Source organism: Campylobacter sp. IFREMER_LSEM_CL2101, from assembly GCF_025771825.1.
Classification (GTDB): domain Bacteria; phylum Campylobacterota; class Campylobacteria; order Campylobacterales; family Campylobacteraceae; genus Campylobacter_D; species Campylobacter_D lari_C.
On the sequence record NZ_JAKMQZ010000004.1, the window covers coordinates 76,916 to 96,407 of the forward strand.

Sequence of the window (19,492 nt, forward strand, 5' to 3'; positions counted from 1 at the left end):
TTTTTAAGGAAAATCATGAATATTTTTATCAATCTTCCCACTTGGCTTGGCGATACAGTGATGGCTAGCGCGGCTATTTATGCTATAAAAGAAAAACACCCCCAAGCTAAATTTACTTTTTATGGTTCTTTTGTGAGCACAGAGCTTTTTAAACATTTTGAAAATGCTCAAATTTTAGTAGAAAATAAAAAGCAAAGATATAGGCAAATTTTACAAGCTAGAAAAAACCTTGGTAAATTTGATCTAGCTTTTTCGTTTCGCTCGGCATTTTCAAGCAAGATCATTTTAAATCTAATCAAAGCAAAAAAAAGATTTTATTTTGATAAAAATATTCTAAAAGAAGAACACCAAGTCTTAAAATACTTAAATTTCATAGAAAAAGCTTTAAATTTTAAAGCTACTTCAAATGCTTTAAAGCTTCCTATAAAAGCAAAATCAACTCAAAAAATTTTAGGTATAAATGCAGGTGCACATTTTGGAAGTGCGAAAAGATGGGAAGCAAGCTATTTTGCAAGGGTAGCAAGAGAATTTAGCTCCACTCATCAAATTTTAATCTTTGGAGTAGAAAGTGAGAGAGAAATTTGTGATGAAATTGAGCATTTTCTTTTAAAAGAAGGCATAAAAGTAAAAAATCTTTGTGGTAAAACTAGTATTTATACTTTATGTAAAAATATTTCTATGCTTGATTTACTCATTACAAACGATAGTGGTCCTATGCACATAGGTGCAGCTTATGGGGTAAAAACGGTGGCTGTTTTTGGCTCGACCAAATTCAGCCAAACCTCGCCTTGGCAAGAAAATGTTAAAATAGCACATTTAAATTTAACTTGTATGCCTTGTATGCAAAAGGTCTGTCCTTTGAAACACCACAAATGTATGAAAGACTTAAAGCCTGAAGTGGTAATAAATTTAGCAAAAACATTTTTTTAACATATTTTTCTTTGTGATTTGGGTTTAAACCTCTTGCAAAAGCTTGATAAATGTGTTAAACTTAACAATCATTTTTAATCAAGGAGCTTTTTATGACTAAAGCAGATTTTATTTCTCAAGTTGCTCAAACTGCTGGGCTAACTAAAAAAGATGCAACTGCAGCTACTGATGCAGTAATCGCTACTATTACTGATGTATTAGCTAAAGGTGATAGCATTAGCTTTATTGGTTTTGGTACATTTTCTGTAGCTGAAAGAGCTGCTAGAGAAGCTAGAGTACCAAGCACTGGTGCTACTATCAAAGTACCTGCTACTAAAGTTGCTAAATTTAAAGTAGGTAAAAACCTTAAAGACGCAGTTGCTGCTGCTAAAACTGCTAAAAAAGCTAAAAAATAATTCTTTGCGCAAAAGTTTCCAACTTTTGCGTTTTTCTTCATAATTAAGTATTAATTTTCTTTTGATATTGTTTTTAAAAAGTTACAAGGAAGACAATGTCAGTTTATAATAATATTTTAGATTGTATAGGTAATACCCCGATTATTTCTTTAAAAGAATTTGCTCCAAATCTTTACGCTAAATGCGAGTATTTTAATCCAAGTCATTCTATAAAAGATAGAGCGGCTGTGGAGATGATAAAACAAGCTTTAAATGAAGGTAAAATCAATCAAGAAACAACCATTATAGAAGCTACAAGTGGAAATACCGGTATAGCTTTAGCAATGATTTGCGCAAGCTTAAAACTTAAACTTATCATAGCTATGCCTGAGTCTATGAGTGTTGAGCGTAGAAAAATGATGAGTTTTTTTGGTGCAAAGCTAGAGCTTACTCAAGCAAGCAAAGGTATGCAAGGAGCGCTTGATAGAGCTAATGAGCTTTTGAGTGAAATTCCAAATTCGTTTATGGTAAGTCAATTTGAAAATATCAACAACAAAAACGCACATAGAAAAAATACTGCTTTAGAAATTTTAAAAGCTTTACCTGATCTTGGTATTTTTTTAGCAGGTTTTGGTACAGGTGGGACTATTAGCGGGGTAGGAGAAATTTTAAAAGAACACAATCCTAGTATCAAAATCATAGCCTTAGAACCCGCATCTTCGCCACTTTTGAGTCAAAATACCGCTGCAAGTCATAAAATTCAAGGTATAGGTGCAAATTTTATCCCTAAAATTTTAAATCAAAAAATCATAGATGAGGTAGTTTGTGTAAGTAATGAAGATGCTATAAATACAGCCTTAGAGCTTGGTAAAAACGGCATAATGGCAGGAATTTCAAGCGGAGCAAATGTATATATGGCTAGAAAAATTGCTTTAGAAAATCCAAATAAAAAAGTCTTGACTATGCTAAATGATACAGCAGAGAGATATTTGTCAACTGATTTATTTGCAAATTTATAATTAGGAGTGTGTATGAGTCAAAATAATGAGCATTTTGATTTAGATCTTGAAAGGGCGATTTTAAGTTCTTGTATATATAGCGAAGATTCTTTTTTTAGTATTTCTTCAGATATTGAAATTAATGATTTTTCACTCAAAGCTCATCAAGATATTTATAAAGCGATTTTAGCTTGTGTGAATGCAGGCGAGCCTATAAGTGCAAGTTTTATAAGAAAACATAAAAAAGTAGATGAGCAAATTTTAGCTGAAGTTTTAGCTACTACTTCCATAGCAGATGTGAGTAAATACGCATATGAGCTAAGAGAAAAATCCATTAGACGCCAACTTTTAAATTTTGCTTATACTATACCTACAAGGGTAAATGAAGATAAAAGCATTTCTCAAATTTCAGATGAAATAGGCAAAGAGATTTTTAATCTTACCAACCGTGTAAATAGTAATAGTATTAAAGATATGACTATGGTGATGTCTGAGCTTATGGATGAGTTTAAAAAGCAAAAAGAAGCTGAAAACAAAGATATTTTAGGACTTGATACAGGCTTTAGTGAGCTTAATAAAATGACAAAAGGCTTTAAACCTGGTGATCTTGTAATCATAGCTGCACGTCCTGGCATGGGAAAAACTACAATTTGTCTTAATTTTATAGAAAAAACACTAAGACAAAATAAAGGCGTTGTGATGTTTTCACTAGAAATGCCTGCTACACAAATCATGCAAAGATTAATCAGTGCAAAAACTTCCATTCCTTTGCAAAAAATTCTAATCGCAGATTTAAACGATGATGAGTGGAGTAGGGTGGGTGATGCTTGTAATGAATATGCGCAAAAAAATCTTTATATTTACGATAGTGGCTATGCTAGTATAGCTGATATTCGTTCGATTTTACGCAAAATCAAGGCTCAAGATGAGAGTATCGAGCTTTGCGTAGTTGATTACATCGGTCTTATGATGAGTAATTCAGCTTTTAATGATAGGCATTTGCAAGTGAGTGAAATTTCAAGAGGCTTAAAGCTTTTAGCAAGAGAATTAAATATGCCAGTAGTGGCACTCTCACAGCTTAATCGTTCATTAGAAAGTAGGGCAAATAAGCGTCCTATGCTCAGTGATTTAAGAGAAAGTGGCGCTATAGAACAAGATGCAGATACGATTTTATTTGTATATAGAGATGAGGTTTATAGAGAACAAGAAGAAAAAGAAAGAGAAAATAAAGCCAAAAATGAAGGCAAAACTTATGAGAGAAAATTTATGCCAAATCCTGTGCAAGAAAAGGCTGAGCTCATTATAGGTAAAAATAGAAATGGCCCTGTAGGGCATGTGGATTTGCTTTTTTTAAAAGAAAAATCATGCTTTATTGAAGCTCCAAAAGAAGATTTTGTGGTTACAAACTTTGAAGGTTAATTCAAAGGGTAACCATAATTTTTATGCATAAAAAGCTCTAAATCCTTAAAATCAATTTTTCCCATTAGCTCTTCTACGAGTTGCTTATACACTATTTTTCCATCTTTGACTACAAAGGCTGCTCTTGCTAGTAATCCTGCAAACACACTATCGCCTATTAAAACTCCATAATTAGTGCCAAAATCTTTAAAAGCAAAATCACTTGCTACAATAATATCATCAACCCCTTCAGTAGCACAAAAACGATCCATAGCAAAAGGTAAATCCATACTAATAATAATAACTTCAATATTTTTCATAGAAGCTAATCTTTTGTTAGTTTCTTTTGCCTGTTTAGAGCATACTTGGGTGTCTAAGCTAGGAAAAGTTAGTAAAATTTGAGTTTTTCCTGGTGGTGCTATTTCTACTGGGGCGAGGTTTTTGGTTCTTAGAGTTATTTTTGGAGCATTATCGCCAACTTCTAGCTCATCTCCTATAAGTTCTATTTCTTGATCTTTATATATAATGCTTGACATAATTTCCCTTTTTTATAATAAAATCATTTTTGCTAAAAGTAAAAAACTAAAAAATCCCAAACCATCAGTAATTGCAGTAATCACTACACTCGATCCTACCGCAGGATCGATTTTAAATTTTTTCAAAGTTAATGGTACAAAAGAACCTACAAAACCGGCTAAGGCTAGATTAATTAGCATTGATAAGGCTATAACAAGTCCTAAAAGAGCTGTTTTAAACCATATAAAGGCTATAATGCTCATAATACTAGCAAATATAAGCCCATTTAATAAAGAAATTCCACTTTCTCTTAATATAACTTTTTTAGCGTCTTTAAATTCTACTTCATTGAGTGAAAGTTTTCTAACTGTTACTGCTAAAGCTTGTGAGCCTGTATTGCCTCCCATAGAAGCTACGATAGGCATAAGTACTGCTAGGGCTACAAGTTGTTCTATTTCGCCTGAAAAAAGGCTAATTATATTAGCTGAGATTAATGAGGTGGTAAGATTGATCATAAGCCAAAAAGCTCTAGCTTTAGCTGCTTTAAAAGCGCTTTCTTCTTCGGCGTCTTCATCAACTCCGGCTAAGTTATAAATTTGTTCTGTTGCATTTTCTTGGATTAAATCATGGATATCATCATAGGTAATTCTACCTAAAAGCACTCCATCATCACTTACAACCGCTAAAACACTCAAATCATAATCTTCTACTATATCAATAGCCTTTTGTATATCTTCATGATCTTTAATGCTATAACATTTATATTTTTCGCTATTATTTTTAATAATATCTGCAAAACTTAGTTTAAAATCCCAAATCAAAAGATCACTTAAGTTGATAGCATTACAAAGCTTTCCTTGATTATCTATGATATAAACTTGAAAAATTTGATCCACTTGTCCTGAGTGTTTTAAAATTCTATATCTTTTAATAGCCTTTTCTATACTCTCATCAATAGAAGCTGTGAAAATTTCTGTTTGCATATAAGCACCCGCAGTATTTTCATCATAATTTTTAAGGCGTAAAATTTCTTCTTTGTCTTCTGAACTTAAGCGGTTTAAAATAGCTAAAGTTTTTTGTGGATTTAGCTCTTCAAAACGTTTAATCAAATCTGTTGCGTCATCACTTTCAAGCTCTTCTACCGCTTTTGCAATCTTTATAATACTTAAGTGTTCTAAAATATCTTCTAAGATATGTTCAGGCGTTATAGTAGCTACATTTGCAAGTGTATAAGTATCAAAAGATTTAAGAGTTTGCAAATAAAGCTCTTCGTTATATCTTTTGATAGTCTTTAGGGCTTCATTGGTTTCATAGGTGCTTTGATCTTTGGAAATATTTTTTAAAAGTTCTTGTGCTTCTAAAAAATCATTCATCATCTCAAAGCTCCATAGAATTTTCTATATTTTGTTCTTTTGGTGGATTTTTATAGTTTTCATCAATGCTTTGCAAGCGATTTTCATACTCTTTTGCCATTTTTAAAAATTCTTCTTTGTTTTTACCGCTTAGGCTTGATTTTGGAATTTTTACTATGGTTTCAGGATTAATTGCTTTGTTATTTAGATAAAGTCCAAAATGCAAATGTGGCCCAGTACTCATACCAGTAGAACCTACATAAGCAATCACTTGGCCTTGTTTAACTTTTTGACCGCGTTTGATTTTTGCAAAACGGCTAAGATGAGCATATAAAGTCATATAGCCTGATACATGTTTTACTTGTACAACCTTACCATAACCACCTTTTGTCCCAACAAAACTAATCGTTCCATCTCCTGCGCTCTTAACCGGAGTACCTGTTGGAGCCGCATAGTCAATACCTAAATGCGCTCTATAGCGTTTTAAGATGGGATGATATCTTGCCCTAGTAAAGCGATCTGAAATTCTTGTGTATTTAACAGGTTTGGTTAAAAAGAAATTTTCAAGCTCTTTTCCTTGAGCATTGTAATAAGAATCTTTATATAAAAACACAGAATATTCTTTACCTCTAATGTTAGCTAAAGCTGCTTGGATGTTGATGTCGCCAAAAAGTCTTCCTAGTCTTCTTTTTTGCTCATAAATTAATACTACACTATCGCCTTTTCTGACATTTTTAAAATTAACACTATTTTTAAAAGCTCTCACCATAGCTCTTGCTAAGGTTACACTGCCACTTTCATCATAAACATCTTGATAAGCTGAGTTATTAATAGCTACGCGAATAGTTCTTTTTTCTTTAGTGTAAGAAATAGGGGTAAAACTCAATACAAATTTGTTTTCATTATTTTTGTAAATATGAATTTGTAAATCATCACTAATTGGGATTAAAACTTGTTCAAGCTCACCTTGCTCATCTTTTAGCATTTGGTATTTAACACCACTTGTGATTTCTGCGCTTAGTTCTTTATCTTCGGTGTCAAGATTATAATATAAATTAAGTGGTATAGAATGATCTTGTAAAAAATCAAGTAAGGTTTTGCCATTTTCCCAAGAAAGTTCTTCAACACTTGAAATAGCAAAAAGTTTTATGGATATAAGTAAAGATATGAAAATTTTTTTCATGATAATCTAAAGCCTTCTAAAATTTAAACATAAATTTGTATTTTACTTAATTTTTCTTACAATTTTGTAAGGAAAAAACAATATAATTTATTTTTTACACTTTTTAAGGAGTATAAATTGTCAAGAATTATCTTAATGCTTTGCTGTTTTTTAGCATTTTTGCAAGCTAAAAATTTTGATTTAATACAAACAAAACTTGAAAAAGTAGATGATATTTATGGTTATATAAAAGATGATCCTAGAATTTTATTGCACTCAAGTGGTATAGTTGTACATGAAATTGATACACAAAAATCTATTATTGCAAGAGCTAGTGTGATAGGACGTGAAAATGGCTTAGTTAAATTACAATTTAAAGTTTTTGATATGTTAGCTCAAGATGCTATGCCTTTGCCAAATGTATTGCCACAAGTAGGCGATAAAATAGTTTTAAATTATTTATACGATAGAGCTTTGATTGTAGCTCCTGATAAAAGTGTGTATGATTTTATAGCGCAAAAATTAAATGGAATTTATTTTTTACACCCTGATTTATTTGGTGCTCATATGATACAAGAATACCGCCAAACCCCAAGAAGATCAGATTTTAGATCTTTTTGTTCAAAAAATGCTGTTGGGCTTTTAGTGGTAGCTTTAGAAAATAAAGCTGAGATAGTTGATTGTCAAGACTTTGGCAAGATTGAAGAATTTGCCATACCGCAAGCTCAAAGTTTGCAAATTCCATTTTATTCAAGAATTACAGGTTATAAAAGTGATATTTTTAGCTTAAATGATGAGGCTATTGGAAATTATTATGTATATTATGAAAAATTAATTAGTTTAACTAGAGAAAAATAATGCAAGAAATTCATCAAAAATTCTTTCAAGATCTTTTAGGGGTTGAAAATGCGCATTTTGATCCTATCCATAAAAGAGCGTATAGTTATGATGCTACTAAAAAGCATTATTTGCCTGATGGGGTGCTTTTTCCAAGAGATGAAAATGATATTAGTCAAATTCTAAAATATTGCAATGAAAATAAAATCATCGTTATTCCTAGGGGCTCAGGCAGTGGATTTACCGGTGGAAGCTTAGCTGTTAACGGTGGAGTGGTGTTAAGCTTTGAAAAACATATGAATAAAATTTTAGAAATTGATCTTGAAAATTTAGTCGCAGTGGTACAGCCTGGTGTGATAAATATGGCTTTGCAAGAAAAAGTAAAAGAATATGGTTTATTTTATCCACCTGATCCTGCTAGTATGGAGTATTCTTCTTTAGGGGGAAATGTAAGCGAAAATGCAGGGGGTATGAGGGCTGCTAAGTATGGTATAACTAAAGATTATGTAATGGCCTTAAGAGCAGTTTTACCTAATGGAGAAATTATTAGAGCAGGTAAAAGAACCATAAAAGATGTAGCGGGTTATAATCTAGCTGGAATTTTAATAGCAAGTGAGGGATCTTTGGCTGTACTTAGCGAGATTACTTTAAAACTAGTTGCTTTACCAAAGTTTAAAAAGACAGCTATGGGGATTTTTAATAGCATTGATGAAGCGATGAATGCAGTTTATAAAACTTTAGCTAAAGGTGTAACTCCTGTATCTATGGAATTTTTAGATCAATTAAGCATACAAGCATTAGAGCAAAAATTCCAAAAAGGCTTGCCTATAGATGCGGGTGCGATTTTAATCGCTGATGTAGATGGTAATGTGAAAGAGGCTTTGGAAGCGGATTTGAAAATCTTGCAAGAGAGTTTTTATGAATCTGGTGTAAGAGAGTTTAAAATAGCAAAAGATGAGCAAGAAGCAGCTAATATTTGGTTTGCTAGAAGAAATTGCTCTCAAAGTATAGCAATGTATGGAAATTTAAAGCTTAATGAAGATATTACAGTACCACGTTCAAAACTACCTGAGCTTTTAAAAGGCATAGCTGAAATTTCTAAAAAATATGGTTTTAAAATCCCTTGTTTTGGTCATACTGGCGATGGCAATGTGCATACTAATGTAATGGTAAGTGATAAAAACAATCCTGAATTAGTTAAAAAAGGCTATGAAGCCGTGGAAGAGGTGTTTAAGCTTACAGTTTCTTTGGGTGGGACTTTAAGTGGAGAACATGGTATAGGCATTTCAAAAGCTCCTTTTATGAAGCTTGCTTTTAGCGAAGCTGAAATGGACTTAATGAGAAATATCAAAAAAGCATTTGATCCAAATAATATACTCAATCCTTTCAAAATGGGACTTTGATGAATTTTAAAAACTTTTTTAAAATTCTTTTGGCTTTAAGAGATAAAGAAATTTTAAATTATGCTGCGGCTTTGAGTTTTTATACTATCTTGTCTTTAATACCACTTTTGTTTTTGTGTTTTTGGGTTTTTACTCAAATTCCAAGTTTTGAAATGTATCAAGAAAAAATTAAAAATTTAATTTTTACTTTTTTAATCCCAACTCAACAAGAATTAATCATACAATATATCAATACATTTTTAAAAAACAGCGTAAATTTAGGACTTATAGGGCTTTTTGCTATGGCTTTGACTTCTTTGGCGTTTTTTTCAGGTTATGATTATGTGATTAATAAGCTTTTAGAAGAAGATTCTAAAAGTCTTTGGCACAGTATAAGTTCTTATTGGACTTTGGCAACTTTAACTCCACTTGGACTTGGGGTGAGTTTTTATATTTCAGGTTTTATACAAAAAACCTTAGATGATTTTAATATTGCTTTAAATTTTTTTGAGATTTTGCCCTATGTGATTGTATGGGCTTTATTTTTTGTATCTTATTCAAGTTCAGTAAGCAAAAAAGGTGATTTAAAAACCTTACTTATCAGTTCTTTTGGCGCTTCTGTAATTTGGTATATTTCTAAGATGATTTTTGTGTATTATGCTGTATATAATAAAACTTATTTAAATGTATATGGTTCTTTTTCTGTAATATTATTTTTCTTTTTGTGGATTTATATATCTTGGATTATTTATCTTTTGGGCTTAAAGGCTTATTTGCTTTTAAATCAAGAAAATAAAGGGAATAAGCCCAAGAGAAATTATAAAAAGAGCTAAGTATTTATTAAATATAGCGATTAAAGATAAAATTAAATAAATACAATAAAACACAAAAGGTATTGATAGATTAATCGCATGCATTTTAAACTCAAAAAAATGCATTAAATATAAATCTAATAAATTTCCATAAGAGAAAGTATGCAAGATTAAAACCAAAGGATAAAATATTATAAAGGCTAAACTTAAAGGTATGGCTAAAAATTGCTGAAAGCTAAGTAGAGGAAAAAAGTATAATACAGGGATAATCATTGCTAAAAAAGTCCAGATATTTAGCAAAAAAACATGAGTAAAATTTGAAAATTGATCTTTAAAATGATGAAGATATAAATAAATATAAAAAACTCCTAAAATAGAAAATAAAAACCCGACGCTAAAAAGAAGTTTTGGAAAAATGCTAATGCAAAATACTATACTTAAAAATAAAAATTTAAAACTGAGTATTTTAATATTTTTACTAAATAAATAAAAAGCAAAAAGACTCATTAGTAAAGCTCTTGCATAAGAAGGTGTCGGCGGAAAAATAAAAATACACCTTAGAAAAATAAAAATACACTTTTTGGTGTAATTTTAATTTTCCACAAAGCTTAAACTTAAAATGTAATTATTATATTTCTTTTACTTTATTTTTCCAAAAATCAATAATTTTTTTATCAATTTTAGGATTTATTTCAGCTTCTTTTATTAAATCATTTATACAATCAATTCTTTTTTGCCTAGATTTAATGGTTTTTAGTTTCTTAGCGTCTTCATAATACTTAATACATTGATTTTCAAAAAGACTTACATCATAATTATCTTTTAAAAACTGAATGATACCAGCAATTAAACCATAAGCTTTAGGATGTCTTTCTTGTATTTTTTGTTCCATTTCTAATGCAAGTTTTCTTCTGCTTTCTGCAACATCTTTATTTTTTGATTTTAAAGCTATATCAACGCTTTCTTCTGCGATTTGAATAAATCTTAACACTTCTACATATTCATCTTGATCGTTTAAAAGCAAATTATGTAAAAATTTGCCTCGTTCATCTATAGAAAAGTTTTTATATTCTTCATATATTTCTTTATAAGAGTCTTCTATTTTTACTAAGTCTTTTTGTTCTTTTTTCTTTGCAAATTCCTCATTTATTGTTTGTGTTTTTTGTCTATATTCTTCATCAATTTTTTTACATTTTTGCTTATACTTATCCCAATCTTCTTTACTTTCTTGCTTGTATTTATACCATTCAAGTTTAAGATCACTCCAAGTTTCTTTCAGTGATTTATCTGGCATTCCTTTTATTCTTCTATATAAATAATTACATAAAAGAATAATAAAAATAATTATTAATATTAATAATACAACATTCATTTTAAATCCTTAAACTATATAATAGAACGCAGAACCTTGCCTTGTATAATTAACTCAATTTGTGAGTCTTTTAGGTCTATGCTGTAGCTTTTGTAATCCTTATTAACACTAATAATATCCAAAATTTTACTTATTGGATTTAATTGCAAAAGCTTGACCATAAGTTGATTATCAAAATTTAAAATATATAATCCATCTCCTTGATACTCATGTGTTTCTTCAAATACTACCCAGCTATCAGGTAGAAGCATCGGGACCATAGAATATCCATCAACTTTAATAGCTTTTAAATTCTTTGGTGTTGTTTTAAAAAAAGCTTTACTAAGCTCTAGCATTTCACCAGTTTCATATTCTTCTAATCCTATTAATTCATTGCCACCACCAGCAGAAGCTGAAATATTAAGTTTTGGTATAGAGTAAAAAGTGGCACTTTGGTTGCATTTGTTAGTATTATACTCATTTTTATTAGTATTATTTAAAAAATATTCATATGGTAAATTGCTATCTTGAGAAATTTTATAAATATATTTTTCAGGAATTTTACCTCTCTTCTCCCAGCCAGCTATAAAGCTATTTTCTATATTTAGATACTTTGCTAGTTGATTTTTATTTTTAACACCTATTGCTTCGAACATTTTTTGTAGTATATTTGAAACTTCCATAAAATTACAACCTCGATAAAAATACTATTAAAAATTAGTTTTTTTCTTGACTTATACTAACTTTTAATAGTATAATACTTCAATTAAAATTGAAATTTTATCACAATCAAAAATAAACTTCAATTAAAATTGAAGTATTAAAGGAAAAATATGATTAAAGCATATTTTGAAAACAACGCTATTAATGTAAAAGCCTTTGCTAGAACACATAATATCAGTTATGATATTTTACATAGAGTTATTAAAGGCGAAATTACAGGTCAAAGAAATACTAAAGGTAGTACAAAAGTTGTATTTGAAAAACTATTAGAGCTTGGTATTATTAACGAGCTTCCACAAGGTTTAAAGTAAAATGTATTTCTTAGAAACCAAAGAAGCTTCACAGGTTTTTAATGTAAGTGAAGGCGCCTTAAGACTTGCAGTAACTAGAAAATCAAATAAATACAAATGGTTAAAAGTAGATAATGCTAATGGTGGCAGAGGTGGCAAAAAACTACTATTTAAAATAAGTAAAGAGCAGATTTTAACCGCCTTTAACCAAGAATTAATCAGTAAAAATACTTTAATTTATGATGAAAAAATGCAAGAAGTTAAATTGAGTGGGATTATAAGTGAAAATAATACAAATTGCATTATTGAAGAGAAAAATTTAAATTTAACAGAGCCAAAAATAGACAATGATTTGGCTGTTTTAAATTTAAAATTTGAAAATTTAAGTGATAAGCTTAAAGAAGATGCGAGAAGCAAAGTAAAACTACTTAAGCAAGTGGAAAAATATATTGAAGGTGGTTTAAAACAAAAAAGAGCCTTAGAAATATTAAATATTAAAAAAGATATTTTTATGAAATGGCAACAATCCTTCAAAGCTCATGGCATTCTAGGTCTTATCGACACTCGCGGACTTCATCGCAAGGATAAAACCAAGCTTAGTGCTTGGATACAAGAGTATGCTTTAAGAGAGTATCGCTCCTTTGCAGCAGGTGGCTTTAATTTCACTGAGCTTTGGTGGAAAATTCACAAAGAGGCAGCACAAAAAGAAAACTATGACTTTATAGGTTTTGATTTAGGAGAGGTAAAACCGCTTTTTAGTGTAAAAACCTTGCAAAACTTTATTAAAAACTACTATAAAGATAAACCATTAGAACATTGTATTATCACTCAGGGTTTAGATAAAGCAAAAAGTAAGTTTTTACCTGCACTTGGCAATCAAAGAGAGCTTTATGATATGAAAAATATGTGTTGGCAAATCGATAGCTCTCCAGCTGATTTTATAGTTAGAGATGATGAAACTTTCGAGCCTTTCCGCCCTCATATTTTAAGTGTCGTTGATGTCTTTAGTGGTATGGGAGTAGCTACTTTAGTAAAAAAATCTAATTCTTTAAGCTTAATACGCCTTTTATGGAAAGCTATAGATAAGTTTGGTAAGCCTGATATGATTAAAGGGGATAATGGTAAAGATTATCTTTCAAAAGATTTTCAAAGCTTACTTGATGGTCTTAATATAACTTACGATGCAGCTATTGCTTATGCGGGAGAACAAAAGGCTTTAGTTGAAAGAAGATTTGGAACACTTCAGCATGCTGGTATTTCTTTATTTCATGGAGCAATAGGATCAAATTTAGCTAAAAGAGAAGCTATTGAGCAAAAAACTCCTAAAAAAGAACGACATGCTAAAGATGAATACGGTTTTACTAAAAAGACTAATCAAAAACTACTTCATACCTTTAATGAGGCTTGTGAATTTTTAGAAGCTGAAGTAATTAAATGGAATATGTCTAAAGTACGTCGTAAAAAAGGCGTTAAAACACCACTTGAACTTTGGAACTCATGTGATAGAGCTATAGTAAAAATATCTTATGAAGAATTTTTATTTAATGCAGGTAATAAGGAACTTAGAGTTGTTGGCAAAAAAGGTATTAACTTTGAAGGTAGAGTTTATAAAAGTGCCTTAATGCCAAGTGTTGGAACAAAGGTTAAATGTGTACAAAATATCGATAATATCAAAGAGCTTTTTATCTATGATATGATGGGAAATTTTATTTGCTTAGCACTTGATGAAAGTATCGCCAAACTTAGCAAAGAAAGCTTTAAAATACTTAAAAAAGGCTATGAAAGCGAAGTTAAAGCCATCAAAGAAGTGCTTAAAAAAGATGAAATTGCGGCCTTTACTAAACTTAATATTAAACAAGACTTACAAGATCTACAAGTTGCTTTTGAAAACTCACTTATAAAAGCTAAAGAAGTACAACAAAAATCACTTGCTAAAGAAAATTTAGCAACACAAAGAAAACTTGAAAAAATTAAAAATGATACCAGTGCTGATGAGCTTATTTTAAACTCTAAAAAAGAAACTACAAATAATGAAAGCGAATTTGACATGGAAGCTTTTATGGATAGAAAGTATTTTGCTGGTTAAAAATTGTTTAAAGCTTGATTAATTCAAGTTTTAAAGAGTTTTTAAAATCTAAAAACTTAGCAAAAAAACAAAAGGATGAAAAATGGATTTAGTTGAACAAACAAAGAGATTTTTAAATACACAAAACATCTCTCAAAACAACTTAGCTGATCGCTTAGGTATTAATAAAAGCTATATGGTTGGATACATGAAAGAAGGTAGAGCTTATAAATATGCTACTAAAGTAGAACCATTGCTTGAAAAGTATATAAAAAGCTTCGTAGAAGAAAAGAGCATTAAAGAACTACAAACACCTTTTATAGTTACAAAAGATGTAAAAGCAATTAATGTAACTATAGAAAATGCTATGTGTAATCGTGAAATGGGAGTTATCATAGGCGAAGCAGGAACTGGTAAAAGCCGAGCTATTAAAGAATATGCTAATAAAAATGGCACAAGGGTAGTTTTGTTTGAAGCTACTACTGAAACTAGCAAAAGAATGCTTTTAAGCGGTCTTGAAAACAAACTTAATGTGTGTTTTAAAGGCTCACTTGATGATAAGATTAGAGGCATAGCTAGTGAGTTATCAAGAACTTCAAAAGTTTTAATTATAGATGAGAGTGAACACTTACCTTTTAGAGCACTTGAGTGCTTAAGACGCATATATGATTTTTCAAACACTGCTTTGATTTTAGTAGGAACTAAAAAACTTAAAAACAATCTTACAGGTGTTGGTAGAAATGATTATAACGAATATGGACAGCTTAGCTCTAGAATTGGTGCAAAATGGGAATTAAAAGGACTTTGCTATCAAAACAAAGAGGGCTTAAAAAATGATGATTTAAAAGCTCTTTGTGATTATTTTTCCTTAAGAGATAAAAAAGCAATAGATTTGGTTTTTAATTTAGCTAGAGGTAATTTTAGAAAAAGCGAAAAGCTTTTAAAAAGAGCTAGTGATTTTGCTGATGGTAAAAGTATAGAAATAAAGCATATTGAAGCTGCAGCTGGATATTTACTATTAGGCTAAGAATGAATTTTGAAGAAATAGCTAGGGAATTAAATATCTCAAGAGTTAGAGTTGGGCAAATATATAAATCTGCTTTAAAAAAGCTAGCTCATCCAAAAAACAAAGAAAAATGGAGAGAGATTATGGATACCTTAGAAGCTTTAGAAGAGCAAAGAGTAAAAAAAGAAAATTTAATACAAGGAGAAAGAAAATGAGAAGAATGATTAGAGGCGAAAGAGCTGATTATAGTGCTTCTTTGTATGTGGTAAAAGGCATAAATATTATTTACAAAGAAAGCGGTGAGTTTATAGATATTTTAAAAGGAATCTATCCTGATCATATTGCTTTAAAAATAATCAATCAAGAAAAGAGCAAAAAGCTTAACAAAGGCTTTAATTTAGGTGGTTTTGTAGGTAAAACATTGCCTAATAGAAAAGCAATTTAAAATTATAACTTAAGAATAAAAGCTTAACAAAAGTGCTTAATTAAAGCACTTTGATTAAGTTTTTTAAAACTTAAATTTATTAGAAAGGAAAATTCATGGCAATAGTTTATATAGCTTCCCCTTATAAAGCTTTAGCTGTAAGAGAAAGTCAAAGAAAAGCACAAGCTATTAGCATAGCAACGCAAGAATGCTTAAAAATCATGCGTGAATGTGAAGGCTTTACACCTGTTTCACCTATTTTACAATTTAGCTATTTAGATGAAGAAAAACACAGAGAAATAGCTTTAAAAATGGGATTAGAGCTTTTAAAAGCAAGTGATTATATTTTTATATGAGTACTCATGAAGATGCTAAGTATTCACAAGGTATGCAAGAAGAATTAGCATTAGCTAAAAAGCTTGGCATTAAAGAATTAACATTGGATTTGCCCTTATAAAAAGGGTTTGAGAATAGTTAGAAAAAGAATTAAACACGCGATACTTTTAAGGTATGGCGTGGTTCTTTGGGATTACCAAATTAGAAAATACAATTTAAAGGAGAACAAATGGAAATAAAAAGTTTTGAAGATGTTAATTTAGCGCTTAAAAAAATAGCTGAACTTAGTGTAAAGATAGAAAAGATTAATGGTGATGTAACTTTAGCTTGTAATGAAATCAAAGAAGCTCATGCGGGTAAAATTAAAGTTTTAAACGATGAGCTTAAATATATGGAACAATGTATTAGCACCTTTTGTGAAAACAACAAGCATGAATTTGCTGAAAAAAGATCTAAAGAATTTACCTTTGGAAAAATTGGCTATCGCATAAGCGAGAGTGTGCCTTTACCAAGAGTAAAAGAAAAGCTAGAAGCTCTTGTAAAAGCTTTTAAAAGCTATGGGCTTAATGATTGTATTAGCTACAAAGAAGAGCTTAATAAAGATGCTATTGTAGGGCTTGAAGATAGTACTTTAGTAAAGCTTGGTCTTAAAAGAGTGGTAAAAGATAATTTTAGAATAGAACCTCGTATTGAAAGCTTGGAGATTGAAAAATGAGAAAACTTTCTTTAGTGGCTTTTGGACTTTTAAATAGTGTTTTTAAAGCAAAAACAGCTCATTTTAATGGCTTTTTAGCCATTAATTCTAAAAACAAACCCAAACTAAAAAAACAAAGATTTAAAAGAAAAAAGAGAATGAGTGCAAAGCAAAAAATTAGATTTAAAAAAAGAAAAATTTAACAAAGTCCATTGATTTAATGGGCTTGATTAAGTTTTTAAAACTTAATTTAAAACAAAAGGATGAGAATGTATGTAAATGCAAAGATTAGTACGGATGATTTGGAGCTTGTCTCTCTTTATGAAATCATAGAACTTTTTAATAATTTAGATAATGACCAGCAAGAAGAGTTCTTTAGAAGAGTTAGCAGAACTTACCCTGAAAAAACGATAAAAGCTTTATTTTTTAAATTAGATAACGATGAAGCTAAGGAGCTTTTAAATGAACTTAACCAAACGATTAAAAGCGACAAAGAATGGCAAGAAATAGTTAAAAATATAAATGAAGATTAATATAGGAGGATAAAATGAATATAAAAGGTATTGTTTTTAATGAGTGGTATATTTTGTTTATAGTTCTTTTTATAATAGCTTTGGTTTTAAATTATTACTATAGTAAAAAGCAAAAAGATCTTTTGATGTTAAACTTACAAGCATTAGAATTAAATTTACAACTACAAGAAGAAAGCATTAAGCGATTGGAAATTCAACAACAAGAGTTAAAACTTCTTATAGATATATACAAGGATAATTTAGTAAAAATCAAAATATAAGAATTTAACAAAGCCCATTAAATCAATGGGTTTGATTAAGTTTTTAAAGGATGGTTTGTGAAATTTCTTACTTCAAAGTCTTTTAATGATGAAAGTGTGTTTTTTGTAAAATTAAGAGCTTATCAAGCCTTACAAAATATGTCTATAAAAAGTTTAGAAAAATTTTTAATACAAAAATTCTTTAAACAGGCTGTGATAAAAAATAAAATTTTAGTTTTTTATTTTACAAATACCACTGCTTTAATGGAATTTAACACAAAAAAAGAATTGATAAAAGCTCAATTAAGGATTATTTACAAACAAAATTTTGAACTTTTTTATAAGAATTATATGCTTATTTTTAAGGATATAAAAGCAGAGCTTATAATTTTAAAAAACATACAAGAAAAAGAAGTTTTTAAAAAAGAAATCTTTATTGAAAAAAGCACGGGAAACTTTCATATTCACGATAATGTTTTAAAAGAAAAATTTTTAGAACTTCAAATTATTATAAAAAACAATATTAAAAAGGATTTGAATGCAAAATCTTAAAAAACAACTTATAAAAATAATTCATACTCTAAGAAAAGATGCTCATTTAAGCGATGATGAAAGCTATCGCTGGATATTAAATGAAAGGTATGGTAAAAGCTCATCCAAAGATTTAAGCATTGAGGAACTTAGAGATTTTGCTATAGCTTTGGGGTATGATGAAAAGTTCTTAAAAAACACTAAAAAAGCAAGATATTTTAAAAATGAAAATACCAAAAGTGGAAGGGCTACAAAAAAACAGCTTAATATGATACAAGCTATTTGGAGTAAAAATGCTAAAAATCCTACACAATGGGCTTTAAGAGAATTTATTAATAATATCATTAAAAAGCGACCTTTACATCTTTGGTATTTAAGTATAGAAGATGCTAATAAAGTCATTTTAGGGCTTAAAAATTTAGAAAACAACAGCACACATTCAGCTAAGCGAAGCTAATCTCACAGAGAGTGCAAAGCACAAGGTTGTCTCATCAAAACAAAAGGATATTAAAATGATTTTAGAGCTTTATACTAAAAATGGAACTTTTTTATCTTTGGTAATAGAAAAGCAATCAGAGCTTGTTTTAAAAGCTGACAAAGAAAATATTGTCGTATTTTATAAAGGTTTTGAAACTCAAATCAAATTTAATGAAAAGTTTGATGTTTTAATTAATCTTGTGGGTAGCATTAGAGAAGAAGCTAATGATGCAATGCGTGAAAAACAAGATTACTGCCATATAAACCTTGATTCTCTCATTCATGATATTAAGCTAGATTTAGAATGAATCTAGCTTGAGCTATCTAGTTAATTCCCTAATTCTTTTTTCTTTTTCACTCATAGGATATTGTTTGTCCCAAGATTCCATAAGTTTTCTTTCTTGATCTGATAATCTAATATTATATGTTTTACTCATATATAAATAGCTTCTTGCAATATATCCTTTAGAATAATTAGCAGGATAAAATCTTTTTGCTTTAAAGTCTGTATATACTTTGCAATTTCCATATTGAGTATATTCTAAATTCAAAGGAGCTTCAGCATATCTAAAATTACTTCTATCGCCATTAATCTCGCCTATAGCAGGAACTAGGTTTTGTTTATCAGCTTCCATTTTTGCAAAAAGTGGATCATTTTGACAAGCTTTTCTACCACCTTCTCTCCAACAAGGTAAATGCTTTCCAAAGTTTTGTGCAGGCATAATATGCTCCCATTCTATGCGTTTTGCTCTTTGATTGATTTTACCTTTTTTAGTATATTCATTGCGTGGAGTGTATAGATCACTTTTAACTACTTCAAACTTAGTGTATTTTCCTTTTTTATTTGATTTAAATGGAGCATTACAATAAAAATCATATTGATAAGCACTACCTAAGCTATCATAAAGCTCAACTAATTCTTTTTTGCTTTCATTGAAATTATCACTAGCTAATAAAGATAAAGATGAGAATAATAGAATAGATAAGAGTTTTTTCATTGTTTTTCCTTTATGTAAAAATGTAATTATAATCTCAATTTACCAAATTTTATTTTTTTAGATA

The 19,492-nt window shown here is 29.6% G+C and carries 25 protein-coding genes and 1 pseudogene; 20 read left to right on the plus strand and 6 right to left on the minus strand.

Going from position 1 to position 19,492, the window contains the following annotated elements; all coding sequences use genetic code 11:
* Positions 1–15: 15 nt before the first annotated feature.
* The 4 genes from waaF (at position 16) to L8V88_RS03730 (ending at position 3,721) form a co-directional block, all read left to right on the plus strand.
* Positions 16–930, plus strand: coding sequence for a lipopolysaccharide heptosyltransferase II (gene waaF, locus L8V88_RS03715; RefSeq protein WP_263726867.1), 915 nt, complete (start codon positions 16–18; stop codon positions 928–930).
* A gap of 92 nt (positions 931–1,022) precedes the next feature.
* The gene (locus tag L8V88_RS03720) at positions 1,023–1,325 is read left to right on the plus strand and encodes an HU family DNA-binding protein (RefSeq protein WP_039619003.1); all 303 of its coding nucleotides are present in this window, start codon (positions 1,023–1,025) and stop codon (positions 1,323–1,325) included.
* Between the two features lie 95 nt (positions 1,326–1,420).
* Positions 1,421–2,323: a cysteine synthase A gene (gene cysK / locus L8V88_RS03725; RefSeq protein ID WP_263726869.1), complete on the plus strand. Its 903-nt coding sequence runs from the start codon at positions 1,421–1,423 to the stop codon at positions 2,321–2,323.
* Between the two features lie 12 nt (positions 2,324–2,335).
* Positions 2,336–3,721 (plus strand): replicative DNA helicase, encoded by a 1,386-nt coding sequence (locus L8V88_RS03730; protein ID WP_087699265.1) that lies wholly within the window; start codon positions 2,336–2,338, stop codon positions 3,719–3,721.
* Here the strand turns inward: L8V88_RS03730 and tpx are convergent.
* From tpx to L8V88_RS03745, 3 genes are read right to left on the minus strand one after another with little or no spacing between them, the layout of a single operon-like run.
* Complete coding sequence (gene tpx / locus L8V88_RS03735; RefSeq protein ID WP_263723860.1) at positions 3,718–4,236, minus strand: thiol peroxidase; 519 nt, start codon at positions 4,234–4,236, stop codon at positions 3,718–3,720. The genes L8V88_RS03730 and tpx overlap by 4 nt on opposite strands.
* A gap of 12 nt (positions 4,237–4,248) precedes the next feature.
* Positions 4,249–5,592 (minus strand): magnesium transporter, encoded by a 1,344-nt coding sequence (gene mgtE / locus L8V88_RS03740; RefSeq protein ID WP_263723861.1) that lies wholly within the window; start codon positions 5,590–5,592, stop codon positions 4,249–4,251.
* A 1-nt stretch (position 5,593) separates the two neighbouring features.
* Positions 5,594–6,751: a peptidoglycan DD-metalloendopeptidase family protein gene (locus L8V88_RS03745; RefSeq protein WP_263726870.1), complete on the minus strand. Its 1,158-nt coding sequence runs from the start codon at positions 6,749–6,751 to the stop codon at positions 5,594–5,596.
* A gap of 126 nt (positions 6,752–6,877) precedes the next feature.
* On the opposite strand from L8V88_RS03745, the gene L8V88_RS03750 reads away from it, so the two are divergent.
* From L8V88_RS03750 to L8V88_RS03760, 3 genes are read left to right on the plus strand one after another with little or no spacing between them, the layout of a single operon-like run.
* Entirely contained in the window at positions 6,878–7,588 is a 711-nt protein-coding gene (locus tag L8V88_RS03750) for a plasminogen-binding N-terminal domain-containing protein (protein ID WP_373274567.1), read from the plus strand.
* A complete protein-coding gene (locus tag L8V88_RS03755; protein ID WP_263726872.1) occupies positions 7,588–8,970 on the plus strand; it encodes an FAD-linked oxidase C-terminal domain-containing protein in 1,383 nt (460 codons plus the stop codon). Before L8V88_RS03750 ends, L8V88_RS03755 begins: the two co-directional genes overlap by 1 nt.
* On the plus strand, positions 8,970–9,782 hold the full coding sequence (locus tag L8V88_RS03760; protein ID WP_263726874.1) for a YihY/virulence factor BrkB family protein: 813 nt from the start codon (positions 8,970–8,972) through the stop codon (positions 9,780–9,782). Before L8V88_RS03755 ends, L8V88_RS03760 begins: the two co-directional genes overlap by 1 nt.
* A gap of 607 nt (positions 9,783–10,389) precedes the next feature.
* Here the strand turns inward: L8V88_RS03760 and L8V88_RS03765 are convergent.
* Positions 10,390–11,133, minus strand: a complete 744-nt coding sequence (locus tag L8V88_RS03765) for a hypothetical protein (RefSeq protein ID WP_263726876.1) — start codon at positions 11,131–11,133, stop codon at positions 10,390–10,392.
* Between the two features lie 14 nt (positions 11,134–11,147).
* A complete protein-coding gene (locus L8V88_RS03770; protein ID WP_139452529.1) occupies positions 11,148–11,795 on the minus strand; it encodes a S24 family peptidase in 648 nt (215 codons plus the stop codon).
* A 150-nt stretch (positions 11,796–11,945) separates the two neighbouring features.
* Here L8V88_RS03770 and L8V88_RS03775 point away from each other — a divergent pair, with 150 nt between their 5' ends.
* The 13 genes and pseudogenes from L8V88_RS03775 to L8V88_RS03835 all read left to right on the plus strand — a co-directional run bounded on the left by L8V88_RS03775 (position 11,946) and on the right by L8V88_RS03835 (position 18,738).
* Positions 11,946–12,146 (plus strand): Mu phage-associated protein, encoded by a 201-nt coding sequence (locus tag L8V88_RS03775; protein WP_039663976.1) that lies wholly within the window; start codon positions 11,946–11,948, stop codon positions 12,144–12,146.
* 1 nt (position 12,147) lies between these two features.
* On the plus strand, positions 12,148–14,211 hold the full coding sequence (locus tag L8V88_RS03780; protein ID WP_263726880.1) for a DDE-type integrase/transposase/recombinase: 2,064 nt from the start codon (positions 12,148–12,150) through the stop codon (positions 14,209–14,211).
* An 82-nt stretch (positions 14,212–14,293) separates the two neighbouring features.
* Positions 14,294–15,217, plus strand: coding sequence for an AAA family ATPase (locus L8V88_RS03785; protein ID WP_263726882.1), 924 nt, complete (start codon positions 14,294–14,296; stop codon positions 15,215–15,217).
* A 2-nt stretch (positions 15,218–15,219) separates the two neighbouring features.
* The gene (locus L8V88_RS03790) at positions 15,220–15,411 is read left to right on the plus strand and encodes a sigma factor-like helix-turn-helix DNA-binding protein (protein WP_263686855.1); all 192 of its coding nucleotides are present in this window, start codon (positions 15,220–15,222) and stop codon (positions 15,409–15,411) included.
* Complete coding sequence (locus L8V88_RS03795) at positions 15,408–15,641, plus strand: hypothetical protein (RefSeq protein ID WP_263726884.1); 234 nt, start codon at positions 15,408–15,410, stop codon at positions 15,639–15,641. The genes L8V88_RS03790 and L8V88_RS03795 overlap by 4 nt, the downstream gene beginning before the upstream one ends.
* A 95-nt stretch (positions 15,642–15,736) precedes the next feature.
* Positions 15,737–16,077 (plus strand): annotated as a pseudogene (locus L8V88_RS03800) (DUF4406 domain-containing protein).
* Between the two features lie 108 nt (positions 16,078–16,185).
* Positions 16,186–16,671 carry a host-nuclease inhibitor Gam family protein gene (locus L8V88_RS03805; RefSeq protein ID WP_257398790.1) on the plus strand — a complete coding sequence of 162 codons (486 nt, stop codon included), beginning with the start codon at positions 16,186–16,188 and terminating at the stop codon, positions 16,669–16,671.
* Positions 16,668–16,853: a hypothetical protein gene (locus L8V88_RS03810; RefSeq protein WP_263692883.1), complete on the plus strand. Its 186-nt coding sequence runs from the start codon at positions 16,668–16,670 to the stop codon at positions 16,851–16,853. Before L8V88_RS03805 ends, L8V88_RS03810 begins: the two co-directional genes overlap by 4 nt.
* A gap of 66 nt (positions 16,854–16,919) precedes the next feature.
* Positions 16,920–17,183, plus strand: coding sequence for a hypothetical protein (locus L8V88_RS03815; protein ID WP_263726887.1), 264 nt, complete (start codon positions 16,920–16,922; stop codon positions 17,181–17,183).
* 14 nt (positions 17,184–17,197) lie between these two features.
* A complete protein-coding gene (locus L8V88_RS03820) occupies positions 17,198–17,443 on the plus strand; it encodes a hypothetical protein (RefSeq protein ID WP_263726888.1) in 246 nt (81 codons plus the stop codon).
* A 57-nt stretch (positions 17,444–17,500) separates the two neighbouring features.
* Positions 17,501–17,974, plus strand: a complete 474-nt coding sequence (locus tag L8V88_RS03825; protein ID WP_263726890.1) for a hypothetical protein — start codon at positions 17,501–17,503, stop codon at positions 17,972–17,974.
* Positions 17,961–18,410, plus strand: a complete 450-nt coding sequence (locus L8V88_RS03830; protein ID WP_263726891.1) for a regulatory protein GemA — start codon at positions 17,961–17,963, stop codon at positions 18,408–18,410. Before L8V88_RS03825 ends, L8V88_RS03830 begins: the two co-directional genes overlap by 14 nt.
* Before the next feature lie 55 nt (positions 18,411–18,465).
* A complete protein-coding gene (locus L8V88_RS03835) occupies positions 18,466–18,738 on the plus strand; it encodes a hypothetical protein (RefSeq protein WP_263686860.1) in 273 nt (90 codons plus the stop codon).
* A gap of 12 nt (positions 18,739–18,750) precedes the next feature.
* Here L8V88_RS03835 and L8V88_RS03840 read toward each other — a convergent pair whose 3' ends face one another.
* Positions 18,751–19,428 (minus strand): endonuclease, encoded by a 678-nt coding sequence (locus tag L8V88_RS03840; RefSeq protein ID WP_263726892.1) that lies wholly within the window; start codon positions 19,426–19,428, stop codon positions 18,751–18,753.
* Between the last annotated feature and the right edge of the window lie 64 nt (positions 19,429–19,492).